19 protein-coding genes are annotated in these 19,090 nt (G+C 71.5%); 10 read left to right on the forward strand and 9 right to left on the reverse strand.

What is annotated here, in order from left to right; genetic code table 11:
• Nucleotides 1-15 precede the first annotated feature (15 nt).
• A complete protein-coding gene (gene arfA / locus ACTIMO_RS15190; protein ID WP_448182932.1) occupies nt 16-1,527 on the forward strand; it encodes an arabinosylfuranosidase ArfA in 1,512 nt (503 codons plus the stop codon).
• A complete protein-coding gene (locus tag ACTIMO_RS15195; RefSeq protein WP_448182933.1) occupies nt 1,524-2,432 on the forward strand; it encodes an aldose 1-epimerase family protein in 909 nt (302 codons plus the stop codon). Before arfA ends, ACTIMO_RS15195 begins: the two co-directional genes overlap by 4 nt.
• A gap of 21 nt (nt 2,433-2,453) precedes the next feature.
• Here the strand turns inward: ACTIMO_RS15195 and ACTIMO_RS15200 are convergent, their stop codons facing one another.
• The 4 genes from ACTIMO_RS15200 to ACTIMO_RS15215 form a co-directional block, all read right to left on the reverse strand.
• Nucleotides 2,454-3,095 (reverse strand): hypothetical protein, encoded by a 642-nt coding sequence (locus ACTIMO_RS15200; RefSeq protein WP_082471242.1) that lies wholly within the window; start codon nt 3,093-3,095, stop codon nt 2,454-2,456.
• Nucleotides 3,096-3,288: 193 nt separating this feature from the next.
• A complete protein-coding gene (locus tag ACTIMO_RS15205; protein WP_448182934.1) occupies nt 3,289-4,293 on the reverse strand; it encodes an NAD-dependent epimerase/dehydratase family protein in 1,005 nt (334 codons plus the stop codon).
• A gap of 54 nt (nt 4,294-4,347) precedes the next feature.
• On the reverse strand, nt 4,348-4,737 hold the full coding sequence (locus ACTIMO_RS15210; RefSeq protein WP_448182935.1) for a hypothetical protein: 390 nt from the start codon (nt 4,735-4,737) through the stop codon (nt 4,348-4,350).
• Nucleotides 4,738-4,933: 196 nt separating this feature from the next.
• A complete protein-coding gene (locus ACTIMO_RS15215; protein WP_448182936.1) occupies nt 4,934-5,479 on the reverse strand; it encodes a GNAT family N-acetyltransferase in 546 nt (181 codons plus the stop codon).
• 208 nt (nt 5,480-5,687) lie between these two features.
• Here ACTIMO_RS15215 and ACTIMO_RS15220 point away from each other — a divergent pair, with 208 nt between their 5' ends.
• The 5 genes from ACTIMO_RS15220 to ACTIMO_RS15240 all read left to right on the forward strand — a co-directional run bounded on the left by ACTIMO_RS15220 (nt 5,688) and on the right by ACTIMO_RS15240 (nt 9,186).
• On the forward strand, nt 5,688-6,434 hold the full coding sequence (locus ACTIMO_RS15220) for a dienelactone hydrolase family protein (RefSeq protein ID WP_448182937.1): 747 nt from the start codon (nt 5,688-5,690) through the stop codon (nt 6,432-6,434).
• On the forward strand, nt 6,427-6,912 hold the full coding sequence (locus tag ACTIMO_RS15225) for a fluoride efflux transporter FluC (RefSeq protein WP_448182938.1): 486 nt from the start codon (nt 6,427-6,429) through the stop codon (nt 6,910-6,912). The genes ACTIMO_RS15220 and ACTIMO_RS15225 overlap by 8 nt, the downstream gene beginning before the upstream one ends.
• Nucleotides 6,909-7,292, forward strand: coding sequence for a fluoride efflux transporter CrcB (crcB, locus tag ACTIMO_RS15230; protein ID WP_055767703.1), 384 nt, complete (start codon nt 6,909-6,911; stop codon nt 7,290-7,292). Before ACTIMO_RS15225 ends, crcB begins: the two co-directional genes overlap by 4 nt.
• A gap of 183 nt (nt 7,293-7,475) precedes the next feature.
• Nucleotides 7,476-7,778, forward strand: a complete 303-nt coding sequence (locus ACTIMO_RS15235) for a hypothetical protein (protein WP_055767707.1) — start codon at nt 7,476-7,478, stop codon at nt 7,776-7,778.
• A gap of 169 nt (nt 7,779-7,947) precedes the next feature.
• A complete protein-coding gene (locus tag ACTIMO_RS15240) occupies nt 7,948-9,186 on the forward strand; it encodes an MFS transporter (RefSeq protein ID WP_448182939.1) in 1,239 nt (412 codons plus the stop codon).
• A gap of 60 nt (nt 9,187-9,246) precedes the next feature.
• On the opposite strand, the gene ACTIMO_RS15245 is transcribed toward ACTIMO_RS15240, so the two are convergent.
• The 3 genes from ACTIMO_RS15245 to ACTIMO_RS15255 form a co-directional block, all read right to left on the reverse strand.
• Nucleotides 9,247-9,840, reverse strand: coding sequence for a hypothetical protein (locus ACTIMO_RS15245; protein WP_448182940.1), 594 nt, complete (start codon nt 9,838-9,840; stop codon nt 9,247-9,249).
• Nucleotides 9,841-9,850: 10 nt separating this feature from the next.
• Nucleotides 9,851-10,999 (reverse strand): zinc-dependent alcohol dehydrogenase, encoded by a 1,149-nt coding sequence (locus ACTIMO_RS15250; protein WP_448182941.1) that lies wholly within the window; start codon nt 10,997-10,999, stop codon nt 9,851-9,853.
• Between the two features lie 105 nt (nt 11,000-11,104).
• Nucleotides 11,105-12,019 carry a phosphatase PAP2 family protein gene (locus ACTIMO_RS15255; RefSeq protein ID WP_422390529.1) on the reverse strand — a complete coding sequence of 305 codons (915 nt, stop codon included), beginning with the start codon at nt 12,017-12,019 and terminating at the stop codon, nt 11,105-11,107.
• Nucleotides 12,020-12,133: 114 nt separating this feature from the next.
• Between ACTIMO_RS15255 and ACTIMO_RS15260 the strand changes: the two genes are divergently transcribed.
• The 3 genes from ACTIMO_RS15260 to menD all read left to right on the forward strand — a co-directional run bounded on the left by ACTIMO_RS15260 (nt 12,134) and on the right by menD (nt 17,507).
• Nucleotides 12,134-13,174, forward strand: a complete 1,041-nt coding sequence (locus ACTIMO_RS15260) for an o-succinylbenzoate synthase (protein ID WP_448182942.1) — start codon at nt 12,134-12,136, stop codon at nt 13,172-13,174.
• 281 nt (nt 13,175-13,455) lie between these two features.
• The gene (locus ACTIMO_RS15265) at nt 13,456-15,618 is read left to right on the forward strand and encodes a PhoX family protein (protein WP_422390527.1); all 2,163 of its coding nucleotides are present in this window, start codon (nt 13,456-13,458) and stop codon (nt 15,616-15,618) included.
• Nucleotides 15,619-15,716: 98 nt separating this feature from the next.
• Nucleotides 15,717-17,507, forward strand: coding sequence for a 2-succinyl-5-enolpyruvyl-6-hydroxy-3-cyclohexene-1-carboxylic-acid synthase (gene menD, locus ACTIMO_RS15270; protein WP_448182958.1), 1,791 nt, complete (start codon nt 15,717-15,719; stop codon nt 17,505-17,507).
• On the opposite strand, the gene ACTIMO_RS15275 is transcribed toward menD, so the two are convergent.
• Both ACTIMO_RS15275 and ACTIMO_RS15280 read right to left on the reverse strand, forming a co-directional pair.
• On the reverse strand, nt 17,508-18,272 hold the full coding sequence (locus tag ACTIMO_RS15275) for an amino acid ABC transporter ATP-binding protein (protein ID WP_448182959.1): 765 nt from the start codon (nt 18,270-18,272) through the stop codon (nt 17,508-17,510).
• Nucleotides 18,272-19,057, reverse strand: a complete 786-nt coding sequence (locus ACTIMO_RS15280; RefSeq protein ID WP_055767726.1) for an amino acid ABC transporter permease — start codon at nt 19,055-19,057, stop codon at nt 18,272-18,274. Before ACTIMO_RS15280 ends, ACTIMO_RS15275 begins: the two co-directional genes overlap by 1 nt.
• Nucleotides 19,058-19,090: the final 33 nt, after the last annotated feature.

The following is a 19,090-nucleotide window of genomic DNA, read 5'->3' on the forward strand; positions in this document are numbered from 1 at the left end:
GCAGAAAGTAGTTCGATGCAGAACGCACGCCTCACCCTCGACCCCCACTTCACGGTCGGGCCGATCAACCGCAACATCTTCGGCGGCTTCGTCGAACACCTCGGCCGCCACGTGTACGACGGCATCTACGAGCCCGGCCACGCCACGGCCGACGACGAGGGCTTCCGCCAGGACGTCGTCGAACTGGTCAGGGAGATGGGTGTCTCGACCATCCGCTACCCGGGCGGCAACTTCGTCTCCGGTTTCCGCTGGGAGGACAGCGTGGGCCCGCGCGAGGAGCGCCCCACGCGCCTCGATCTCGCGTGGCACTCCACGGAGACGAACCAGGTCGGCATGCACGAGTTCGCCTCCTGGCTGCGGAAGGTGGGCAGCGACCTCATGCTCGCGGTGAACCTCGGGACGCGCGGCACGCTCGAGGCCCTCGAACTGCTCGAATACGCGAACCTGCCCAAGGGCACGGCACTCGCCGACCAGCGCATGGCCGACGGGCGGCCCGACCCGTTCGACGTGAAGATCTGGTGCCTCGGCAACGAGATGGACGGTCCCTGGCAGCTCGGGCACCGCTCCGCGGAGGACTACGGCAAGCTCGCCTCCCGCACCGCCAAGGCCATGCGCCAGCTCGATCCGTCGATCCAGCTCGTGGCCTGCGGATCCTCCAGCGCCCACATGCCGACCTTCGGCGAGTGGGAGCGCGTGGTCCTCTCGCACACGTACGACGACGTCGACTACATCTCCTGCCACGCCTACTACGAGGAGAAGAACGGCGACCTCGCCTCGTTCCTCGCCTCCGCCGTGGACATGGACCACTTCATCGAATCGGTGGTCGCCACCGCCGACCACGTGAAGGCCGTCCGCGGCAGCTCGAAGACCATCAACATCTCCTTCGACGAGTGGAACGTCTGGTACATCAGCCGCTTCGAGAACGTCGACAAGATCCAGGGCCTCGACAACTGGCCGGTCGCCCCGCGCCTGCTGGAGGACTGCTACTCGGTGGCGGACGCCGTCGTGTTCGGCAACCTGATGATCTCGCTGCTCAAGCACGCGGACCGCGTGACGTCGGCGTCGCTGGCGCAGCTCGTGAACGTGATCGCGCCGATCATGACGGAGCCGGACGGCCCGGCGTGGCGCCAGACGACCTTCTACCCGTTCGCCATCACCTCACGCCTGGCGCAGGGCTCCGTCCTCGAACTGAAGCTGGACGCCGGCACGTACGAGAGCGCCGAGTACGGCGTCGTCCCGCTCGTGGACGCCGTGGCGACGCACGACGACGCCGCAGGTACCGCCGCCGTCTTCCTGGTCAACCGCTCACAGACCGAGGAGATCATCGTGACGATCGACATCGCGGCCCTCGAGGGCTTCACCGGCGTCAGCGCCGAGTCGCTGTACGATACGGACGTGTATGCCAAGAACACTCTCGAGGAGCCCGAGCGCGTGACCATGAAGCCCAACACCACGGCGACGCTCGACGGCGGCGCCGTCACCGTCACGCTGCCACCCGTGTCATGGACGGCCGTAGCCCTCGCATGAACCACCCCGAATACAGGATCGAGGGCGACGGCTATGCGGCCGTCGTCCTCGGTCTCGGTGCCGCCGTCCGTGAACTGACGTTCGAGGGCCGCCCCCTCGTGGTCGGCTTCGGCCCCGACGAGGACATGCCCAACTTCCGCGGCGCCTTCGTGGCTCCCTGGCCCAACCGGATCGCCGACGGGCGCTACACGTTCGACGGCGTCGATCACGAACTGCCGATCAACGAACCCGAGCGGGGCACGGCCCTCCACGGACTCGTCTTCGACATCCCCTGGACGCTCGTGGAGCACACGGCCTCCAGCGTGACGCTCGGCTGCACCATCGAGCCGAGCGAGGCGTACCCCTTCACCGTCGCGCTGCACGCGCGCTTCGGCATCGGCCCGGACGGCTTCCGGACCGAGGTCACCGCGCTGAACACGGGATCCGGCCGGGCCCCTTACGGGGTCTGCCCCCACCCGTACCTTGTCGCGGGCACCTCCGCGCTCGATGACTGGGTGCTCGAACTCCCCGCCGCGACGGTGCTGACCGTGACTCCCGACCGCCTCCTGCCCGTCGGCAGGGAGGACGTGGACGGGACGCCCTTCGACTTCCGCTCGGCGCACGCCCTCGGGGACGTGCAGATCGACCACGCGTTCACCGGGATCCAGCGTGACGCCGCGGGGCTCGCGACCGTGCGCCTCATGGACCCTGCCGATGGGACGGGGGCGGCGATGACGTGGGACGGGAGCTGCCCCTGGGTCCAGATCCACACCGCGGACCTCCCGAAGAAGCCCGAGAGCACGCGCCTCGGTCTCGCCGTCGAACCCATGACCTGCCCGCCGGAGGCCTTTAACTCCGGCGAGGACCTCGTGGTGCTCGAGCCCGGGCAGACGCACCGGACGGGCTGGACAATCAGCGCGCTCTAGCCGGCGGCGCCGGGCGGATCCCTACGGAGTGCGTGAGACCGCGAGCCGGCGGTCGCTCCCGGATGCGGCGCTTCCGCCGTCGACGAGCGCGAGCAGGTCGTCGAGCACATCGGGCAGGGACCGCGATGCGTCGACGGCCGTGAACGAGGCGAACTCGGGCAGGGCACGGTACCCGGCCTCCAGTGCCGCCAGGTCCGCCGGGTCCTCCTCGTCGGTGGCGCGGAGCCTCACGCGGTCGACGGCCACGCCGACCGGGACGTCGACGAAGGCGACGACGTCCGCGGCGGGGAGCAGGCCGAGGAGCCAGGGCACCATCACGCCGCGCGGCAGGCCCCGGGCCGCGCGGAGCGCCAGTTGGCATTCGAGGCCCCGGTCCAGTACGGCGACGCCGTCGTAGGTCCGCATCCGCATCTCGTTGCGCAGGACGTTGACCACCCGGGCGACCGTCTCGAGTGCGTCGAGGACACGCGGACCCGGTACGTGTCCGAGCCGGGCCCACCAGCCGGCCATTGTCCGGCGGCCGGCCGGGTTCCTGAAGACGGCGGCGTCCTGCCCCCGGCGCACGAGGGCCCGCTCCAGCTCGTGCGCTGCCGTGCTCTTGCCGGAGCCGTCGATACCGATGAGGAGGATGCGCAGCGACGTGCCTTTCACGAGAGGGGACACACCGTCCAACGGGAGGTTCCCGCGCGGTGTTCCCCGTCCTGCGGTCCGACCGGCGGATGCACAGCAACTTCACAGCGCCGGGATGGCTCGACGGCAGGGCCGACATCCGTGGCCGTCGTGTCGCCGGGGGAGGCCTTCGCCGGCAGGACACGGCCTGGCCCTGCTCCGTCCGCCCGGTGAGCCGGGTCGAGGGCTACCGGCCGAGGACGCGCGGGCGCTCCTCGAGCGAGCGCAGCAGGTCGAGTTCCTCCCGGCGCGTCAGACCTGATCGCCGGTGGCGCGTCAGTTTCCGCGCGCGCTCGTCGTCGAGCGTGTCCTCGAGGGTCCGCCGAAGGTCCCGCAGGGTTCCTCCCGCAGCCCTGAAGGCGGCGTTGCTGCGCCGGCTGAAGCCGGAGAAGTCCTCGGGCAGCCAGAGCGGGAGCGATCGCGGGCCCGCCCAGTGGGTCACGCCCTGTTCCAGCAGCCAGTCCGACGGCGCCTCGACGACGGCACCGGTATGTCCCGCGACCGAGCGCGCCTGGCCCAGCATGTCGCCGAAGGAGGTCTCCTCGCCCACCGCGTTGATCGATCCCGTGGTCCCCGCACGGCCGGCATCGACGGTCCACGCCGCGAGGTCCCGGACATCGACGACCTGGACGAAGCGGCCGGCGAGGGTGGGTGCCAGCACGGCGCCGTCGCCCGCCAGGGCGAAGCGCGATACCCAGTAGCCGAAACGGTCGCTGCCGTCGCCGGGACCGGCGATCAGCCCCGCGCGGACGGTGAACAGCCGTTCTCCGAGGACCCTGCGCGATTCCTGCTCGCACATGACCTTCGCCGTGGCGTAGTCCGTGGGATCAGCCCCGACCCCGACGTCGACGAGGGCGGCGGCTTCGTCCGCCCCGGGCTGCGTGTTCGAGGCGTACACCGAGCACGAGGACACCAGCGTCCAGTGGGCGGCGCGCTCGGCCAGGGCGGCCAGGGCGCCGGAGACGTGCTGCACGTCCCACGAGATCTCGACGACCTCGTCCCAGTCCTCGGAGGCGACGGCCTGGTAGGCGGCGGGATCCGCGCGGTCGGCTGCAATGAGGACGGCTCCTGCCGGTGGCGGCCCCGCCGTGCCGCGCGCCAGGCAGGTCACCTCGTCGCCCTCGTCGAGGAACCGCGCCGCGAGCTCCCTGCCGAGCCAGGCCGTGCCACCGAGGATCAGCACGCGTCTCATGACGCCCCGACCCACCGCACCGTGCGCCTCACGGCATTGCGCTCGAGGGCACCGTCACGGGGTCGACCGGCCGGACAGCGGCACCGCAGCGTCCGCGAGGACCCGTGCCCTGCCGGCGATCGGCGCGTCCGGAGCAGCTGCCCTCCACCCCGCGTCCGGGCCGTGGTCCTCGCTCGCCGCCCGCGCCAGGCGCGCGGCGAGCGTCCTGGCCTCGCACAGCCGCTCCGGCGGGCACGCGGGGACCGTTGGCAGGGCGAACTGCGGACCGGGCGCAGGGTCGGCGCGCATCGCGGCGGGGACGCCGGTGGAGAAACAGGAGCGCGCCAGGACCATCCCGCCCGCGGCGAGAAGGAGGAACGGGTAGCCCCGGATGCCCGCGAAGAGCGCGAGGATCCCGAGGGAGGTGCTGAGCAGGCCGAGTGGTACGAGGAGTCTAGAAGCCATCACGCGTCCGTCGTCGTTGACTGAGGGTGGTGGCACCGATGGTACCCGCTGTTCCGCCTGGCGGCGCTGCCGGCGCCGCGTGTCCCGGAGGACCGGCCCGAGGGGGCGGGCCGATCAGGCCGCTTCCGCCGTGCCGATCGCGCAGGCCCTCGGCGCGCTGTGACGGGCCGTTACCGGCGTCCGGAGCCGGGCCCGATCAGGGGAGGATGCGCTGGTACAGGAGGTGGTCCTGCCATCGGCCCGCGATCCGGAGGTAGGACGGCGCCGATCCGATCAGGGTGAAGCCGGCCCGGTCGAGGAGTGCCCGGGACGCGGTGTTGTGCGGCAGCACCGATGCCTGCACGCGGTGCAGTCCGAGGTCGTCGCGGGCCACGGTGAGGACCTCCCGGAGTGCCGCCGACGCGATGCCCCGTCCCTGCAGCGCGGCGTCCACCCAGTAGCCCACATGGGCGCTGAGGAAGGAGCCGCGGACGATCCCGGAGAGGGTGACCGTTCCGACGATCCGGCCCTCCGCCTCGAGGACCCAGGGCGCGTCCGTCCCTGACGCGAGGCCGGCGAGGCGGGCGGCCACCGCACCGGCCTGACCGTCGGCGGTGAAGAAGCCCTCCTCCCGCAGCGGTTCCCACGGCGCCAGATGCGCGCGGTTCCGGCGATACGCGGCGGCGAGCTCAGCTGCGTCCGTGGACACGAGAAGGCGCAGGGTCGTCCCCGAGGGCAGGGTGGTGCTGGACACCCGCGCCATCGTAGCCGAGCGACGGCCGGACCCGCCCGTCCCGCCGTCGGGACGGTCGCCGCCGGAGAGGGGGGGGAGAGAACAGTGCGGAGCGCCTGGGCCATCGACGACGACATCGCACCCTGCCCCCATGCCGGTGGGAGATCGGCCGCACCGTCATCGCCGACAACCGGTCGGGTGGTTGGCGCAGCATCACGAAGCGTGCAAGCCTAGGCGAATGAGCACTCTCCAGGACATCGACACCCCTTCCGGGACCGTCTCCGCCTACGTCGTCCGGCCGGAGGGACCGGTCCGGGGCGGGCTCGTGCTCGTGCACGAGGTGTGGGGGCTCGTCGGCCACACGCGTGATGTCGCCGACCGCTTCGCGCGTGAGGGCTATGTCGTGGTCGCGCCCGATCTCCTCGCCGACCAGGGCATCACCGAGGAGAAGACCCTGGGCCTGGGGGAGGCGCTGGCCGGGCCCGACGACGAGGCGCGGAACGAGGTGCAGCCGACGCTGCGTGCGCTCCTCGCGCCCCTGGGCAGTCCCGAGTTCGGCGCCCTCACGACCGAGCGCGTGCGGGCCTGCTTCTCCCACCTGTTCGACGACGCCGACGTGGCCGGGCGCGTGGGCGTCATCGGCTTCTGCTTCGGGGGGACGTACAGCTTCTCCCTCGCCGTGCACGAGCCACGCCTCCTCGCGAGCGTGCCGTTCTACGGCCACGCCACGTTCACCGCGGAAGAGCTCGGGCGCATCGAGGCGCCCGTCCTCGCGTTCTACGGGCAGGACGACGACGGACTCCTCCAGGAGCTGCCGGCCCTCGAGGCGGCGATGCAGCACGCCGGGGTCGATTTCACCGCCGTCGTCTACCCGGCGGCCGGCCACGCCTTCTTCAACGACTCCAACCGCTTCGCCTACCGGGCTGCTCCGGCCGAGGACGCCTGGCAGCGCACGCTGGAGTTCCTCGCGCGGCACGTTGCCTGATCGCGGCGACGCACCGGGCGCTGCCCGGCCTCCCGCCGGGCGGCGCCCGGTCCACCTCCGTCTGCGGTACCTGGGGCTGGTCTTCGTGGGCGGCACGGCCGGCACGCTCGCCCGGTTCGGCCTGGCCGAGGTGCTCCCGGCTCCGGGTGGCCTGCCGCTCGGTATCCTCCTGATCAACGTCACCGGCGCGTTCGCCCTCGGAGTGCTGCTCGAGGCGCTCGCGCGCCGAGGCCCCGACGTGGGACGGCGCCGGGCGCTGAGGCTCGTGCTCGGCACCGGGTTCCTGGGTGGGTTCACGACCTACAGCGCGCTCGCCGTCGACACGGCACTCCTGGTGTCCGACGGGCGCCTCCTCGCAGGACTCGGCTACCTGGCGGTGTCGGTCCTCGTGGGACTGGTGGCGACGGCGGCCGGCATCGCCGTCGGGCACAGCGGGCGCACGACCGGTGAACAGCACCATCTCGGGTCCGGGCGATGAGCGCGGCCGTCGTGCTGGCCGTCGGTCTCGCGGGCGGACTGGGGTCCGTGGCCCGCTACGTGCTCGACGGGACGATCCGCTCGCGCGTGCACGGGGCGGCCCCGGTCGGCACCATGACCGTCAACATCTCCGGCTCCCTGCTCCTTGGCCTGCTCGTCGGGATCGCCCTGGCGGCGGCCCTCCCGCCGGAGTGGACGCTCATCGCCGGGACCGGATTCCTCGGCGGCTACACCACCTTCAGTACGGCGAGCAATGAGACCGTCCGGCTGGTGCAGGCCGGTCGGATCCGCGCTGCCGTCCTCTCCGGACTCGGCACGGCGGTGATGGCGCTGGCCGCAGCCGGCCTCGGGCTGTGGGCGGGATTCCTCCTGGCCGGCTAGACCCCGGTATCCCTGCCCTCCAGCCATGTCCGCGCCCGCTGACATGCCGCGTCCTCCGGATTGCTCCCGGCAGGGCGGGCGCACCCTCCTTCGTCGAGGAGCCGGGACCCCTTGACTCCTCCGCTGGACGCGGGACCATCGAGACAGCGCACCCTGAGAGTGGTGCCTGACGAGGAGGTAAGCGTGGACCAGGACTTGCAGCCCGATCTTCCTGCGGCGCCGGCCGTGGAGGCCGACGATCTCGCCACCCGTGTGCCGTGGCCTGCTGCGGCCGGCACGGCCATCGCCTGCGCCCCGCTCCCCGCCCTGGTCCTGGAGGAGGGCCCTCCCGACTACACGGATGCCTCGGTGCTGCGGGCGGGTGACTCCCTGCACGCCTTCGTGACGTCCAGCCACGGTGATCCGCAGGGTGGCCTGCCCGCGTCCTTCGGGGCCTCGGATTCGTTCGGGGCGGGCGCCGACGCGGGTGACGCCGGCGGCGAGTAGGCGGGGAAGCTGTGAGCCGCGGGTCCACTCCGTCCAGGGCCGCGGTCCCCTCGTCCTCACGCCCCCGTGCCGCCTCGTCGTCGCGCTCCGTCGCCATGATCTCGTGGTGGTCTGCCGTCGCGAGGACATCGACCGCGCCCGATGCCGGCCCTCGGACTAGGGTGGAACGGTGCCCAGGGAAACTTTCGACCTCCGATCGATCGCCGTCGGGGCGTACGGGCCGTCGCTGCTCTACGGGGTCGCGACAGGGGCCATCCTGCCCGTCATCGCCCTGACGGCGCGGGACCTCGGAGCAGACGTGGCGACAGCGGCCCTCGTCATCACGTTGTCCGGGATCGGGTCCCTCGTCACGAATGTCCCGGCCACCCTGATCGCCACCCGTTTCGGGGAGCGGAAGGCGCTCGTGGGGGCGGCGCTGTGGTGCGCGGCCGCGATGTTCCTGGCGCTCGCTGCACCGACCCTCCCGGTCTTCGCTGCCGCCGTGTTCATGGTCGGCATGGCCGGTGCCGTGTTCGGCCTCGCCCGGCAGAGCTACCTCACGGAGGCCGTCCCCGCCCATTTCCGAGCACGCGCGCTCTCCACCCTGGGCGGCGTGACGCGCATCGGCGTGTTCATCGGCCCCTTCGCCGCGGCCCTCGCCATGAGCGTGTACGGCCTGGACGGCGCCTACTGGGTCGGCGGGGGCGCGAGCATCGCGGCCGCGGTCCTCAGCTGGCGCGTCCCCGAGCTCGGAGCTCCCGGCCGCGTGGCCCTCACCGCGCAGTCACCCGTCGAGGCGGCGCTGGCGCCCCCGCCCGCGCCGACCGTGCGGTCCGTCATGCGCAGCCACTCCCGGATCTTCGTCACGGTCGGTATCGGTGTCCTCCTGATCGCCGCCGTGCGGGCGACCCGTCAGGCCGTCCTCCCCCTCTGGGCGGAGAGCATCGGGCTGGACGCCTCGTCCACGGCGCTCATCTACGGTCTCTCGGGCGCCATCGACATGCTGATCTTCTACCCGTCCGGCAAGATCATGGACGTCAAGGGCCGCCGCTGGATCGCCGTGCCGTGCATGCTCATCATGGGCACGTCCCTGACGCTGCTGCCGTTCACCGCGGACGCCGTCGGCCTGCTGCTGGTGGCGCTGCTCATCGGGTTCGGCAACGGGATCGGTTCGGGCATCGTGATGACGCTCGGTGCCGACTTCTCGCCGTCGCCCGGCCGCCCGCAGTTCCTCGGCATCTGGCGGCTGTTCACGGATGTGGGGAACATGTCCGGACCCGCACTCCTGTCCCTGGTCACGGCGCTGGTGACCCTGTCCGCGGGCATCTGGGCGACGGCCGCCCTCGGCTTCCTCGGTGCTGCCGTGCTCTGGTACTGGATCCCGCGCGCTGCGCCGGGCTCCGCGGAACCCGCGGTGCCGCGGCGCTGAGGCGTGTCCCGTTGGGTCGATCACGCTCCTGCCGTCGGCCGCCGTCGAGCCCCGGCCTCGTCAGCGCAGGGCGCGACGCCGGATCGCCCACGCCGCCAGCACGGCTCCTGCCGCCGTCAGGACCCACGGACCGCCCACGATGACGGGGTCGAGCCACTGGTGGTTGACGTCGGCGCGCCTCTTCCCGACGCGCGACGCGATGCCGTGCAACCGTCCTTCCGCCAGGACCCCTGTCTCGGTCACCGGGTTGTCCGGACGGAGGGACACCAGGGATCGGAGGTGCGCCCCCCAGGCATCCACGCGGTCGGCCCCGATCAGGATGAGCCAGTGCGCCGCGCGCCCCTCGCTGTAGCGGTAGGCGTACCGGCGGATCCGGCCGGAGACGCCGTGCAGCGGTGCGCTGGTGCCGAAGACCGGCGTCAGCTGCCTGTGCTCGATCGAACGCTCCCGGCCCTCCCGGCCCGATTGCTGCTCCTCGGGGTAGTCCCAGTGCGCGCCGGTGCCCGCGGGGTCGTACACCTCGCGGGGGTAGGAGGGCCGGTCCTTCGGGTCGAGGTCCGCACCCCAGCCCGGGATGCGCGCCCGGAGAGCCTCCGGGGAGGGGATGTCCTTCGGCTTGTTCGCGACGTAGGGGGTGGACGGCGTCGTCGACATGGTGTGCCTCCTAGCTGGGGTCCGCGATGACGAGGGTCTTGATGCAGTTGTCGAGCTTGGCCGAGAACAGGTGGTACCCCTCGGCGATGTCCTCCAGCGGGATCCGGTGGGTGACGATGTCGTTCGGCTTGAGGAAGCCGTTCCGGATATGGCTGAAGAGGCGCGGCCACTGCCGTTTCACCGGTGTCTGGTTCATGCGCAGCGTCAGGCCCTTGTTGAGGGCGTCCCCGAACTTCACGGCGCTGAAGACGGGCCCGTAGGCACCGACGACGGACACCGTGCCGCCCTTGCGGGCAGCGTCGATCGCCCAGTTGAGCGCGATCGGCGAACCGCCCTGCAGTTTGAGCTTGGTCCCGGTGACCTGCTGGAGGACGTTCCCGTCCGCCTCGGCCCCGACGGCGTCGATGACGACGTCGGCCCCGAGCCAATCCGTGGTCCTCTTCATCTCGACCACGATGTCGTCGTACTCCGCGAAGTTGAAGGTCTCGGCGTGGGCGAAGGTGCGCGCCTTCTCGAGCCGGTACTCGAGGTGGTCGACGACGATCACGCGCCCCGCGCCCATCAGCCAGGCGGACTTCGCGGCGTAGAGGCCCACCGGTCCGGCACCGAGGACCACCACGGTGTCACCCTCGACGATGTCGCCGAGCTGCGCCCCGAAATAGCCCGTCGCGAGGGCGTCCGTGAGCAGCACGGCGTCCTCGCTGTCCATCCAGTCCGGGATGATGGCCGGTCCCACATCGGCGAAGGGGACGCGCACGAACTCGGCCTGCCCGCCGTCGTACCCGCCCGTGGTGTGCGAGTAGCCGTAGATGCCACCAACTGCCGTCGCATTCGGGTTGACATTGTGGCAGTTGGAGTAGAGGCCGCGTGCGCAGAAGTAGCAGGATCCGCAGTAGACGTTGAAGGGCACCATCACGCGGTCGCCGCGCTTCAGGTTCTGCACCGAGGGGCCCACCTCCTCGACCACGCCGATGAACTCGTGGCCGAACGTGTGGCCGATCCGGGTGTCCGGCATCATCCCGTGGTATAGGTGCAGGTCGGAGCCGCAGATGGCCGCCGTCGTCACCCGGATGATGGCGTCGTTCGGGTGTTCGATCGTCGGCATGGGCTTCTCTTCGACGCGGATCGTGTAGGGACCGCGGTAGACCATGGCTCTCATCCGTCGCCTCTTTCGTCGCTCGTCCGGTCAGCGTGGCACCGGACGGAGCAGCGCTTCAATAAGGAGCAGGGGACGGAAAGCGCGTGCGGAGGACCGCGGAGGGTGTTATCGCCGGCGGTCGGTGGCCGGCGTGCGGCGCGCCTGGGCGGCGAACAGCCAGCCCGCGGCCCCTGAGAGGGTGAAGCCCACGCCGACGATCCACGTCAGCCCCCACCAGAAGAAGAGGGGGACGGTCGCTGTCCCCGGCACGGCGGCCGGGCCGGCTGCCTGGACGGACACGTACAGGACGGCGGACACGAGCATGCCGCCCGGGCCCAGGATCCAGCAGAGCACCAGCCAGCCGCGCGACGAGCCCCACCCGCTGCCGAATCCCTCCCACCGGTTCCAGTGATCGCCCGTGCGCATGATGATGAGGCCGCCGATGAGCGTCCAGGTGCCGACGACGAGAAGAGCCGCGACCACGTCCGCCGGACGATGCCACAGGTTGATGAACGTGGCCACCCCGGCGAGGACGGAGTAGGCACCACCCGCAGCGGCGGCGAAGGGACGCCAGCGGGGGGTCATGATGATGAAGACGGCCGCTGCCGCCGATGCCGCCAGAGTTGTATGCCCGGAGGGTAATGAATTGAACGCGAGCGTGGCGACGCCCCGGTCCGGGCGGTCGAAGACGAGATTCTTCAGCACCTGAGTGGTCAGGTTCGAGGTGAGGACGACGGCGACGGCGACCACCGCCGCCCCGTACCGCTGCCGCCGCAGCACCACGAAGAGGATGGCCGCCGCGGCGAGGACCACGGAGATGGCGGGAAGCGTGTCGAGGAACCGCAGGAAGGGCAGTTGCGTGTCCGGCGCCGCCACCCCTGCCTCCTGCCAGGCCGACTCGTCCGCGAACTGCCCCGTCGTGGTCCGGACGAAGGCCCAGTAGGTCCAGCCGAGAGCCGCCGCGCAGGCGGCTGCGGCCAGCACGAAGACGAACGGCGAGCGCGCCGCCCGGGCCGTCGTCCTGGTCCGCTGCGTGGTCATCGGTCAATCGTTCCACATCGACCTCGGAGTTCCGTCACCGTCCTGTGACCTCGTCCTGAGGCGTGTCCGCCTGCCGTTCCGGGGCCGCGGGGGGGGCTGCCGTAGCCTGAGGGCGTGACGCCACCGACCGCACCCCTGCCCCTGCCGTCGCTCGGGGACCTGCTGTCCTCGGCCCGCGTGGTGTCCATCCCCATGCGGGTGAAGTTCCGCGGCGTCCTGCATCGCGAGGCACTCCTGCTCCGGGGCCCCGCCGGCTGGGGGGAGTTCTGCCCCTTCCTCGAGTACGACGACGCCGAGTCCGCGCCGTGGCTGGCCTCCGCCGTCGAGGCGGCCTGGGCAGGGTTCCCTCCATCCGTCCGCGACTCCGTGCCGGTGAACGCGACCGTCCCCGCCGTCGGGCCGGAGGCGGTGGAGGGCGTCCTCGCCCGCTTCGGGCCGGTGGGCGCGGTCAAGGTCAAGGTGGCGGAGCGGGGACAGGACCTGCGCGACGACGTCGCCCGCGTGGCGGAGGTACGCCGGCTTCTGCCCGACGCCGGCATCAAGGTGGACGCGAACGGCGGCTGGGAGGTCGCGGAGGCGCTCATGGCACTCGATGCCCTGGCGCCGTCCGGGCTGCAGTACGTGGAGCAGCCGGTCGCCGACATCCCCGGCCTCCGGGCCGTCCGGCTGGAACTCCGGCGCCGCGGGTCCGGGATCCTCGTCGCGGCGGACGAGAGCGTCCGGCGGCAGGAGGATCCGCTGCTGGTCGCTCGCGAGGATGCGGCCGACGTCCTCGTGGTCAAGGCCGCACCGCTCGGGGGAGTGCGGCGGGCGCTCGACATCATCCGCCGGGCCGGGCTGCCGGCCGTGGTCAGTTCCGCCCTGGACACCTCGGTGGGGATCGGTTCCGGCGTCGCGCTCGCGGCAGCGCTGCCCGACCTGCCGTTCGCCTGCGGCCTGGCCACGGTCTCGCTCATGGAGGGCGACGTCACGGACGCCTCGCTGGTGCCCGAGGGCGGTCACCTGCCCGTGCGTGACGTCGACGTGCGTGAAGAACGACTGCTGCGGTTCGCAGCCGACGGAGACCGTCGGTCCTGGTGGCTGGAGCGGCTCGCCCGGACCCATGCGGTCCTCGCAGCGCGGGACCGGAGGTCCGCCGCGGGCGACGCGGAGTGACCACACGCAGGGAGGACGCGGTCGATGCGAGCGGTCCGGGGTGGACCGTCCAGCGTCGTCGTGGGAGGAACACCCCGTGACGGCTTCGGCAGCCGAGGCCCGGCCCCGGACCGCGGTGCTCGACGCGGCGCTGCAGGATGCGGTGCTCCCCGCAGGCTGACGGGCAGGCCCTGTTCCGGCGTCGTTAACCCGGCGTTCACCGGCACGCACCACGGCTGTTCAGGTGGTCTCGGCAGGGTGAGGGGCGAACGCCGTTCATCTTCTTGAGAGGTACCACCCCCATGACTGACACCACGCGCCGCCTGCTGCCCATGCTCGGCCACACCAAGGGCAAGCGCAGTGCCGTGACCTGCGCCCTGAAGTGTGACAATGCGTGCTCCGACGCGGTCTGCAACACGTCGAGGAACACCTACTTCCGTGACATCGCCGGCAGCGAGTTCTCGCGCCGCAGCGCGCTCGGCGTGGGCGCTGCCGGAGCACTGACGCTCCTGGTCGGCACCCAGACCGGCGCCGGGTCCGCCGTCGCCGCCCCGGGGAGGCCCGGGAAACCGGCGGGCAAGCTGGCCTTCACCCCCATCGCCCCCGTGGACGCCCTGGTGGATGACATGACCGTTCCCGAGGGCTACGGCTGGAAGCCGGTGATCCGCTGGGGAGATCCCCTGTTCGCCGGCTCGCCGAGGTTCGACGCTGCCAACCAGACCGCAGCAGCGCAGGCGCTGCAGTTCGGCTACAACTGCGACTACACCGACATCATCGAGATCGAGGGCAGCAAGGGCCGCCGTGCCGTGCTCTTCGCGAACCACGAGTACACGAACGAGAACATCATGGTCCCGCCGACCCTCGCCGCAGCCGAGGTGCGCGGGATCGGTAAGGCCGCACACGGCCTGTCCGTCGTCGAGCTCGAGCGCAAGAACGCCAACAAGCCCTGGTCCTACGTGCAGGGTGCGGCCCTCAACCGCCGCTACCTGACCACCACGCCGTACGAGGTGACAGGCCCGGCTGCAGGCTCGGACCTCCTCAGGACCAAGGACGATCCCGAGGGCCGAACGATCCTCGGCACTCTGGGCAACTGCGCCGGCGGCACCACGCCGTGGGGCACCATCCTCTCCGGCGAGGAGAACTTCAACGGCTACTTCGTCGCGCCCGGCACGAGCGCCGGCGACCGCCGCTACGGCATCAGCAACCGTCCGACCGTCCGCGGCTGGGAGATCGACGAGCCGCGATTCGACACCCGGAATGCCGGCTACGAGAACGAGACGAACCGCTTCGGCTACATCGTGGAGGTTGATCCCTTCGATCCCACGTCCACCCCGAAGAAGCACACGGCACTCGGCCGCTTCAAGCACGAGGGTGCGAACGTCACGGTGGCCTCCGACGGCCGGGTGGTCGCCTACATGGGCGACGACGAGCGCTTCGACTACCTCTACAAGTTCGTCTCCCGGAACCGGGTCACCCCGGGCACCAACCCTGCCGCGCGTCGCGCCAACATGACGCTGCTCAGCGAGGGCTCGCTGTACGTGGCGCGCTTCCAGGGCAACTCGGTCGCCGAGATCGACGGCACGGGCACGCTCCCCTCCGACGGCGCCTTCGACGGCGTCGGCGAGTGGTTGCCGCTCCTCATCGACAACACGTCCGTGGTGCCGGGCATGACGGCGGCCGACGTGGCCGTCTACACCCGACTGGCCGCGGACAAGGTCGGCCCCACGAAGATGGACCGCTGCGAGGACGTGGAGCCGAATCCCGTCTCCGGCAAGATCTACATCGCCTGCACCAACAACACCAACCGCGGCGTCGGCTCCACCGCGATCGCCGACGAGGCCAATCCCCGCACCCAGAACCGCGACGGCCACGTCGTGGAGATCACCGAGGCCGGCAACAACGCGACAGGCACGCGCTTCACGTGGAACCTCCTGCTCGTCTGCGGTGATCCTGCGCGCAACCCGTCCACCTACTTCGCGGGCTACCCGAAGGACAAGGTCTCGCCGATCTCCTGCCCCGACAACGTCGCCTTCGACTCCGAGGGCAACCTCTGGATCTCCACGGACGGCCAGCCCGGGACGGTGGGATTCAACGACGGCCTGTTCAAGGTCGGCCTGGTCGGCGCGGAGCGCGGCCGTGTGCAGCAGTTCCTCGCGGTCCCGCGCGACGCCGAGACCTGCGGGCCCGTCATCCGGGACCAGGAGGGCAGTGTGTTCGTGGCCGTGCAGCACCCGGGGGAGGACGGGACGTGGGCCGAGCAGGCATCGCTCTTCCCGGACTACGTGCCGCTCGGGGCCCTGCCCCGCAAGGGTGAGGCAGCCGTTCCCCGCCCCTCGGTGGTGCAGGTGTTCCGCGGCGCGGAGGCTCCGGCCGAGGACCACAGGGGACGCGGCCGCCGCTCGCCCGGCAAGGCCCGGCCGAAGTCCGGCATCAGCGAATCGCGCGGGACCAGCGACGGCAAGTAGCGCCGTCCCCGACCCGCACGGCCCACGCACCCCCTCCCCGTCGGGAGGGGGTGCGTTCGCGTCCGGGATGTGAGGATGGAGAGGTGACCGACTCAGAGATGTCCCCTCCAGCCCCCCTCGGTTCCGCCGTGACGGCGGCCCGGGCCGTGCGGGCCCTGGTGGCGGGCGGTGTGACCGACGTCGTCGTCGCCCCCGGATCCCGCAGCGCCCCGCTCGCCTACGCGCTCGCCGAGGCGGAGACCGAGGGGCTCGTCCGGCTGCACGTGCGCATCGACGAGCGGTCCGGAGGTTTCGCGGCGCTCGGCCTGGCGCTCGGCGGACAGCGGCCGGCGGCCGTCGTGACGACGTCGGGCACGGCGGTGGGCGAGCTGCTTCCCGCCGTGATGGAGGCGAACCATGCCGCGGTGCCCCTCGTGGTCGTCTCCGCGGACCGGCCCGGCGAGCTCCGCGGGACCGGCGCGAACCAGACGACGGTGCAGCCCGGACTGTTCGGCGTCCACGTGCGCGCGGGCGTCGATGTGGGCGCGGGGGAGGATCCCACGAGCCTCATCGGCGACGTGCTGCGCGCCGCGCTCGGGCGGCCGGACGACGGTGCGGCGACCAGCCCGGCCGGTCCGGTGCACCTCAACCTCGCCTTCCGCGACCCCCTGGTGCCGGACGCGGACGACCTGGACGTCCTCCGATCTGCCCGGCCCGTGCAGGCGGAAGGGCGGACGGCCGCCGCGAACGGGTGGGATGGTGGGGGTGGGTCCGTCGTCGGATCGGCGTCACCGGCCGGCTCGGGAACGCCCGAGTCCGCCGCGCAGGTGTCGACGCGCCCGGTGGGCGCGTCCCGCTCCGACCTCCCCACGGACGGTCAGGGAACGACGGTCGTCGTCGCCGGACACGGTGCCGGCGAGGTGGCCGCGGTGTTCGCCGCCCACCTGGACCTGCCGCTACTGGCCGAGCCGTCGTCGAACGCGCGTTTCGGCAGCAGTGGCATCCCGGCCTACCGCCTGCTGCTCGAGCATCTCGGCCCGTCGATCACCCGCGTGGTCACGTTCGGGCGGCCCACGCTGTCCCGTCCGGTGACCGCGCTCCTCGCCCGGGCCGACGTCGAGCACGCGCTGTACCTGCCCGAGCCCGTGGCCTGGTTCGAGGAGGGGCGCCGGACCGAACGCATCATCGACGACCTGCCCGGCCTGATCGCCTTCGCGGGTCGCGGGGCGGAGGGCTGGCTCGGGCGCTGGCGCGAGGCAGGGGCAGCGGCCGATGCTGCCATCCGCTCGCTCCTGGTCGACGAGGAGCGGATGACGGGACTCGACGTGGCCGATGCCGTCTGGGAGCACACCGACGGCAACCTGGTGCTGGGGTCCTCCAACCCCATCCGGGACATGGATCTGATCGCCTCGACCGGCTGGCATCCGCTCGAGGTCTTCGCCAACCGCGGGCTGGCCGGGATCGACGGCACCCTCTCGACCGCGAGCGGCGTGGCGCTCGCGGCGGGCATCCCGACCCGCGTCCTCCTCGGTGACCTCACGTTCCTGCACGACGTCGGTGGCCTGCTCCTCGGCAGCGGCGAACCGCAGCCGGACCTGCACATCGTGGTCCTCAACGACGGCGGCGGCGGGATCTTCGGCCTGCTCGAGCACGGTGCCGAGGCGACGACGGCGCGGTACGGCGCCGCCGTCGAACGCCTGTTCGGAACCCCGCACACCGTGGACGTGGCCGCGCTCGCGGCCGCCTACGGACTCCGGTACGAGCGCGCCACGACGCTGGACGAGCTGGATACGGCGATGGAGCGGCCCATCTCGGGCCGCTCCATCCTCGAGGTGCGCACCGACCGCAGCACCCTCCGGGACCTCCACGCACGGATCCGCCGGGCGGTGGCGGACGTGACGGTCTCCTAGCTAGAGCACCTTCGACAGGAAGAGCTTCGTCCGCTCGTGCTGCGGGTCCCCGAGGACGTCCTCGGGCCTGCCCTGCTCCACCACGACGCCGCCGTCCATGAACACCACGCGGTCCCCGACCTCACGGGCGAAGCCCATCTCGTGCGTCACGACCATCATCGTCATGCCCTCGCGGGCGAGCTGCTTCATGACCTCCAGCACGTCGCCGACGAGTTCGGGGTCCAGGGCGCTGGTCGGCTCGTCGAAGAGCATCATGTCCGGGTCCATCGACAGGGCCCGGGCGATGGCGACGCGCTGCTGCTGGCCGCCCGAGAGCTGGGCAGGGAAGGCATCCGCCTTCTCGGAGAGGCCCACCTTGGCGAGGTTGCGCCGGGCCACCTCGACGGCCTCGGCCCTGCCCCGCTTCTTGGCCCGCTGCTGCGCGAGGGTGAGGTTCTTCAGCACGCTGAGGTGCGGGAAGAGGTTGAACTGCTGGAACACCATGCCGATGCGCGTGCGGACGTCGTCGAGGTCCGTCTCGCGGTCCGTGATGTCGATGCCCTCCACCATGACGGTGCCGGAGGTGGGCTCCTCCAGCCGGTTGACGCAGCGCAGGAGGGTGGACTTCCCGGAGCCCGAGGGGCCGATCACGCAGACCACCTCGCCCTGGTCCACGTGGAAGTCGATCCCCTTGAGCACCTCGTTCTCGCCGAAGTTCTTGCACAGTGCGCGGATCTCGATCGCTGGCACCGCCGTGGTGCCCGGAGCTGCATGCGTCACGGGGATCACCGGCCTCTCTTGTTGTGTCGTTCGAGCTTCGCGACCAGCTGCGTGAGCGGGAGCGTGATGACCAGGTAGAGCAGTGCTGCCACCACCAGGGGCGTCGCGTTCGCCGAGTTCGTCAGGGAGTCGCGGGCGAAGGTCGTGAGTTCACGGTCGCCGATCGCCATACCCGCGATGAAGAGCAGCGAGGTGTCCTTGATGAGGATCACGAGCTCGTTCGTCAGGGGAGGGGTGATGATGCGGAACGCCTGCGGGAGCACGACGGTGACCAGCGTCCACGTGGAACCCATGCCGAGGGACCGCGCGGCTTCGACCTGACCCTTGGGCACGGCCTCGATGCCTGCCCTGATGGTCTCGGCGATGTACGCCGCCGAGACCACGATCAGGCCGATCAGGCCGGCACCCACGCTGCCGCCCGGTGCCTGCCACTGGAACGCGATCGGCACCGCGAAGGCGAAACCGAAGATCACGAGCAGGGCGGGCAGCCCGCGGAAGAGTTCGATGTAGCCGGTCGCGAGCCAGCGGTACGGCAGGACGGGGGAGAGCTTCATCAGCGCCAGGAGGAGCCCGAACAGCATGCCGCCCACGAAGGCGATCGCCGTGTAGACGATGGTGTTCTTCGCCGCGATGGTGAGGATCTCGGGGAAGGCCGACCGCGCCACGTCGATGTTGAAGAAGTAGGGCTGGATCCTCCCCCAGTCCGCGGACAGGAGGACGAAGAGGATGACTGCTGCGAAGATCGCGTAGAGGACGCCCTGCGTGAGGCGTCTGCGTGTAGAGCGTTTCACGCGGAGGAACTACCTTCCTTCGAAGGAGATGGG

The sequence above is a fragment of the Arthrobacter sp. CP30 genome (assembly GCF_053470025.1).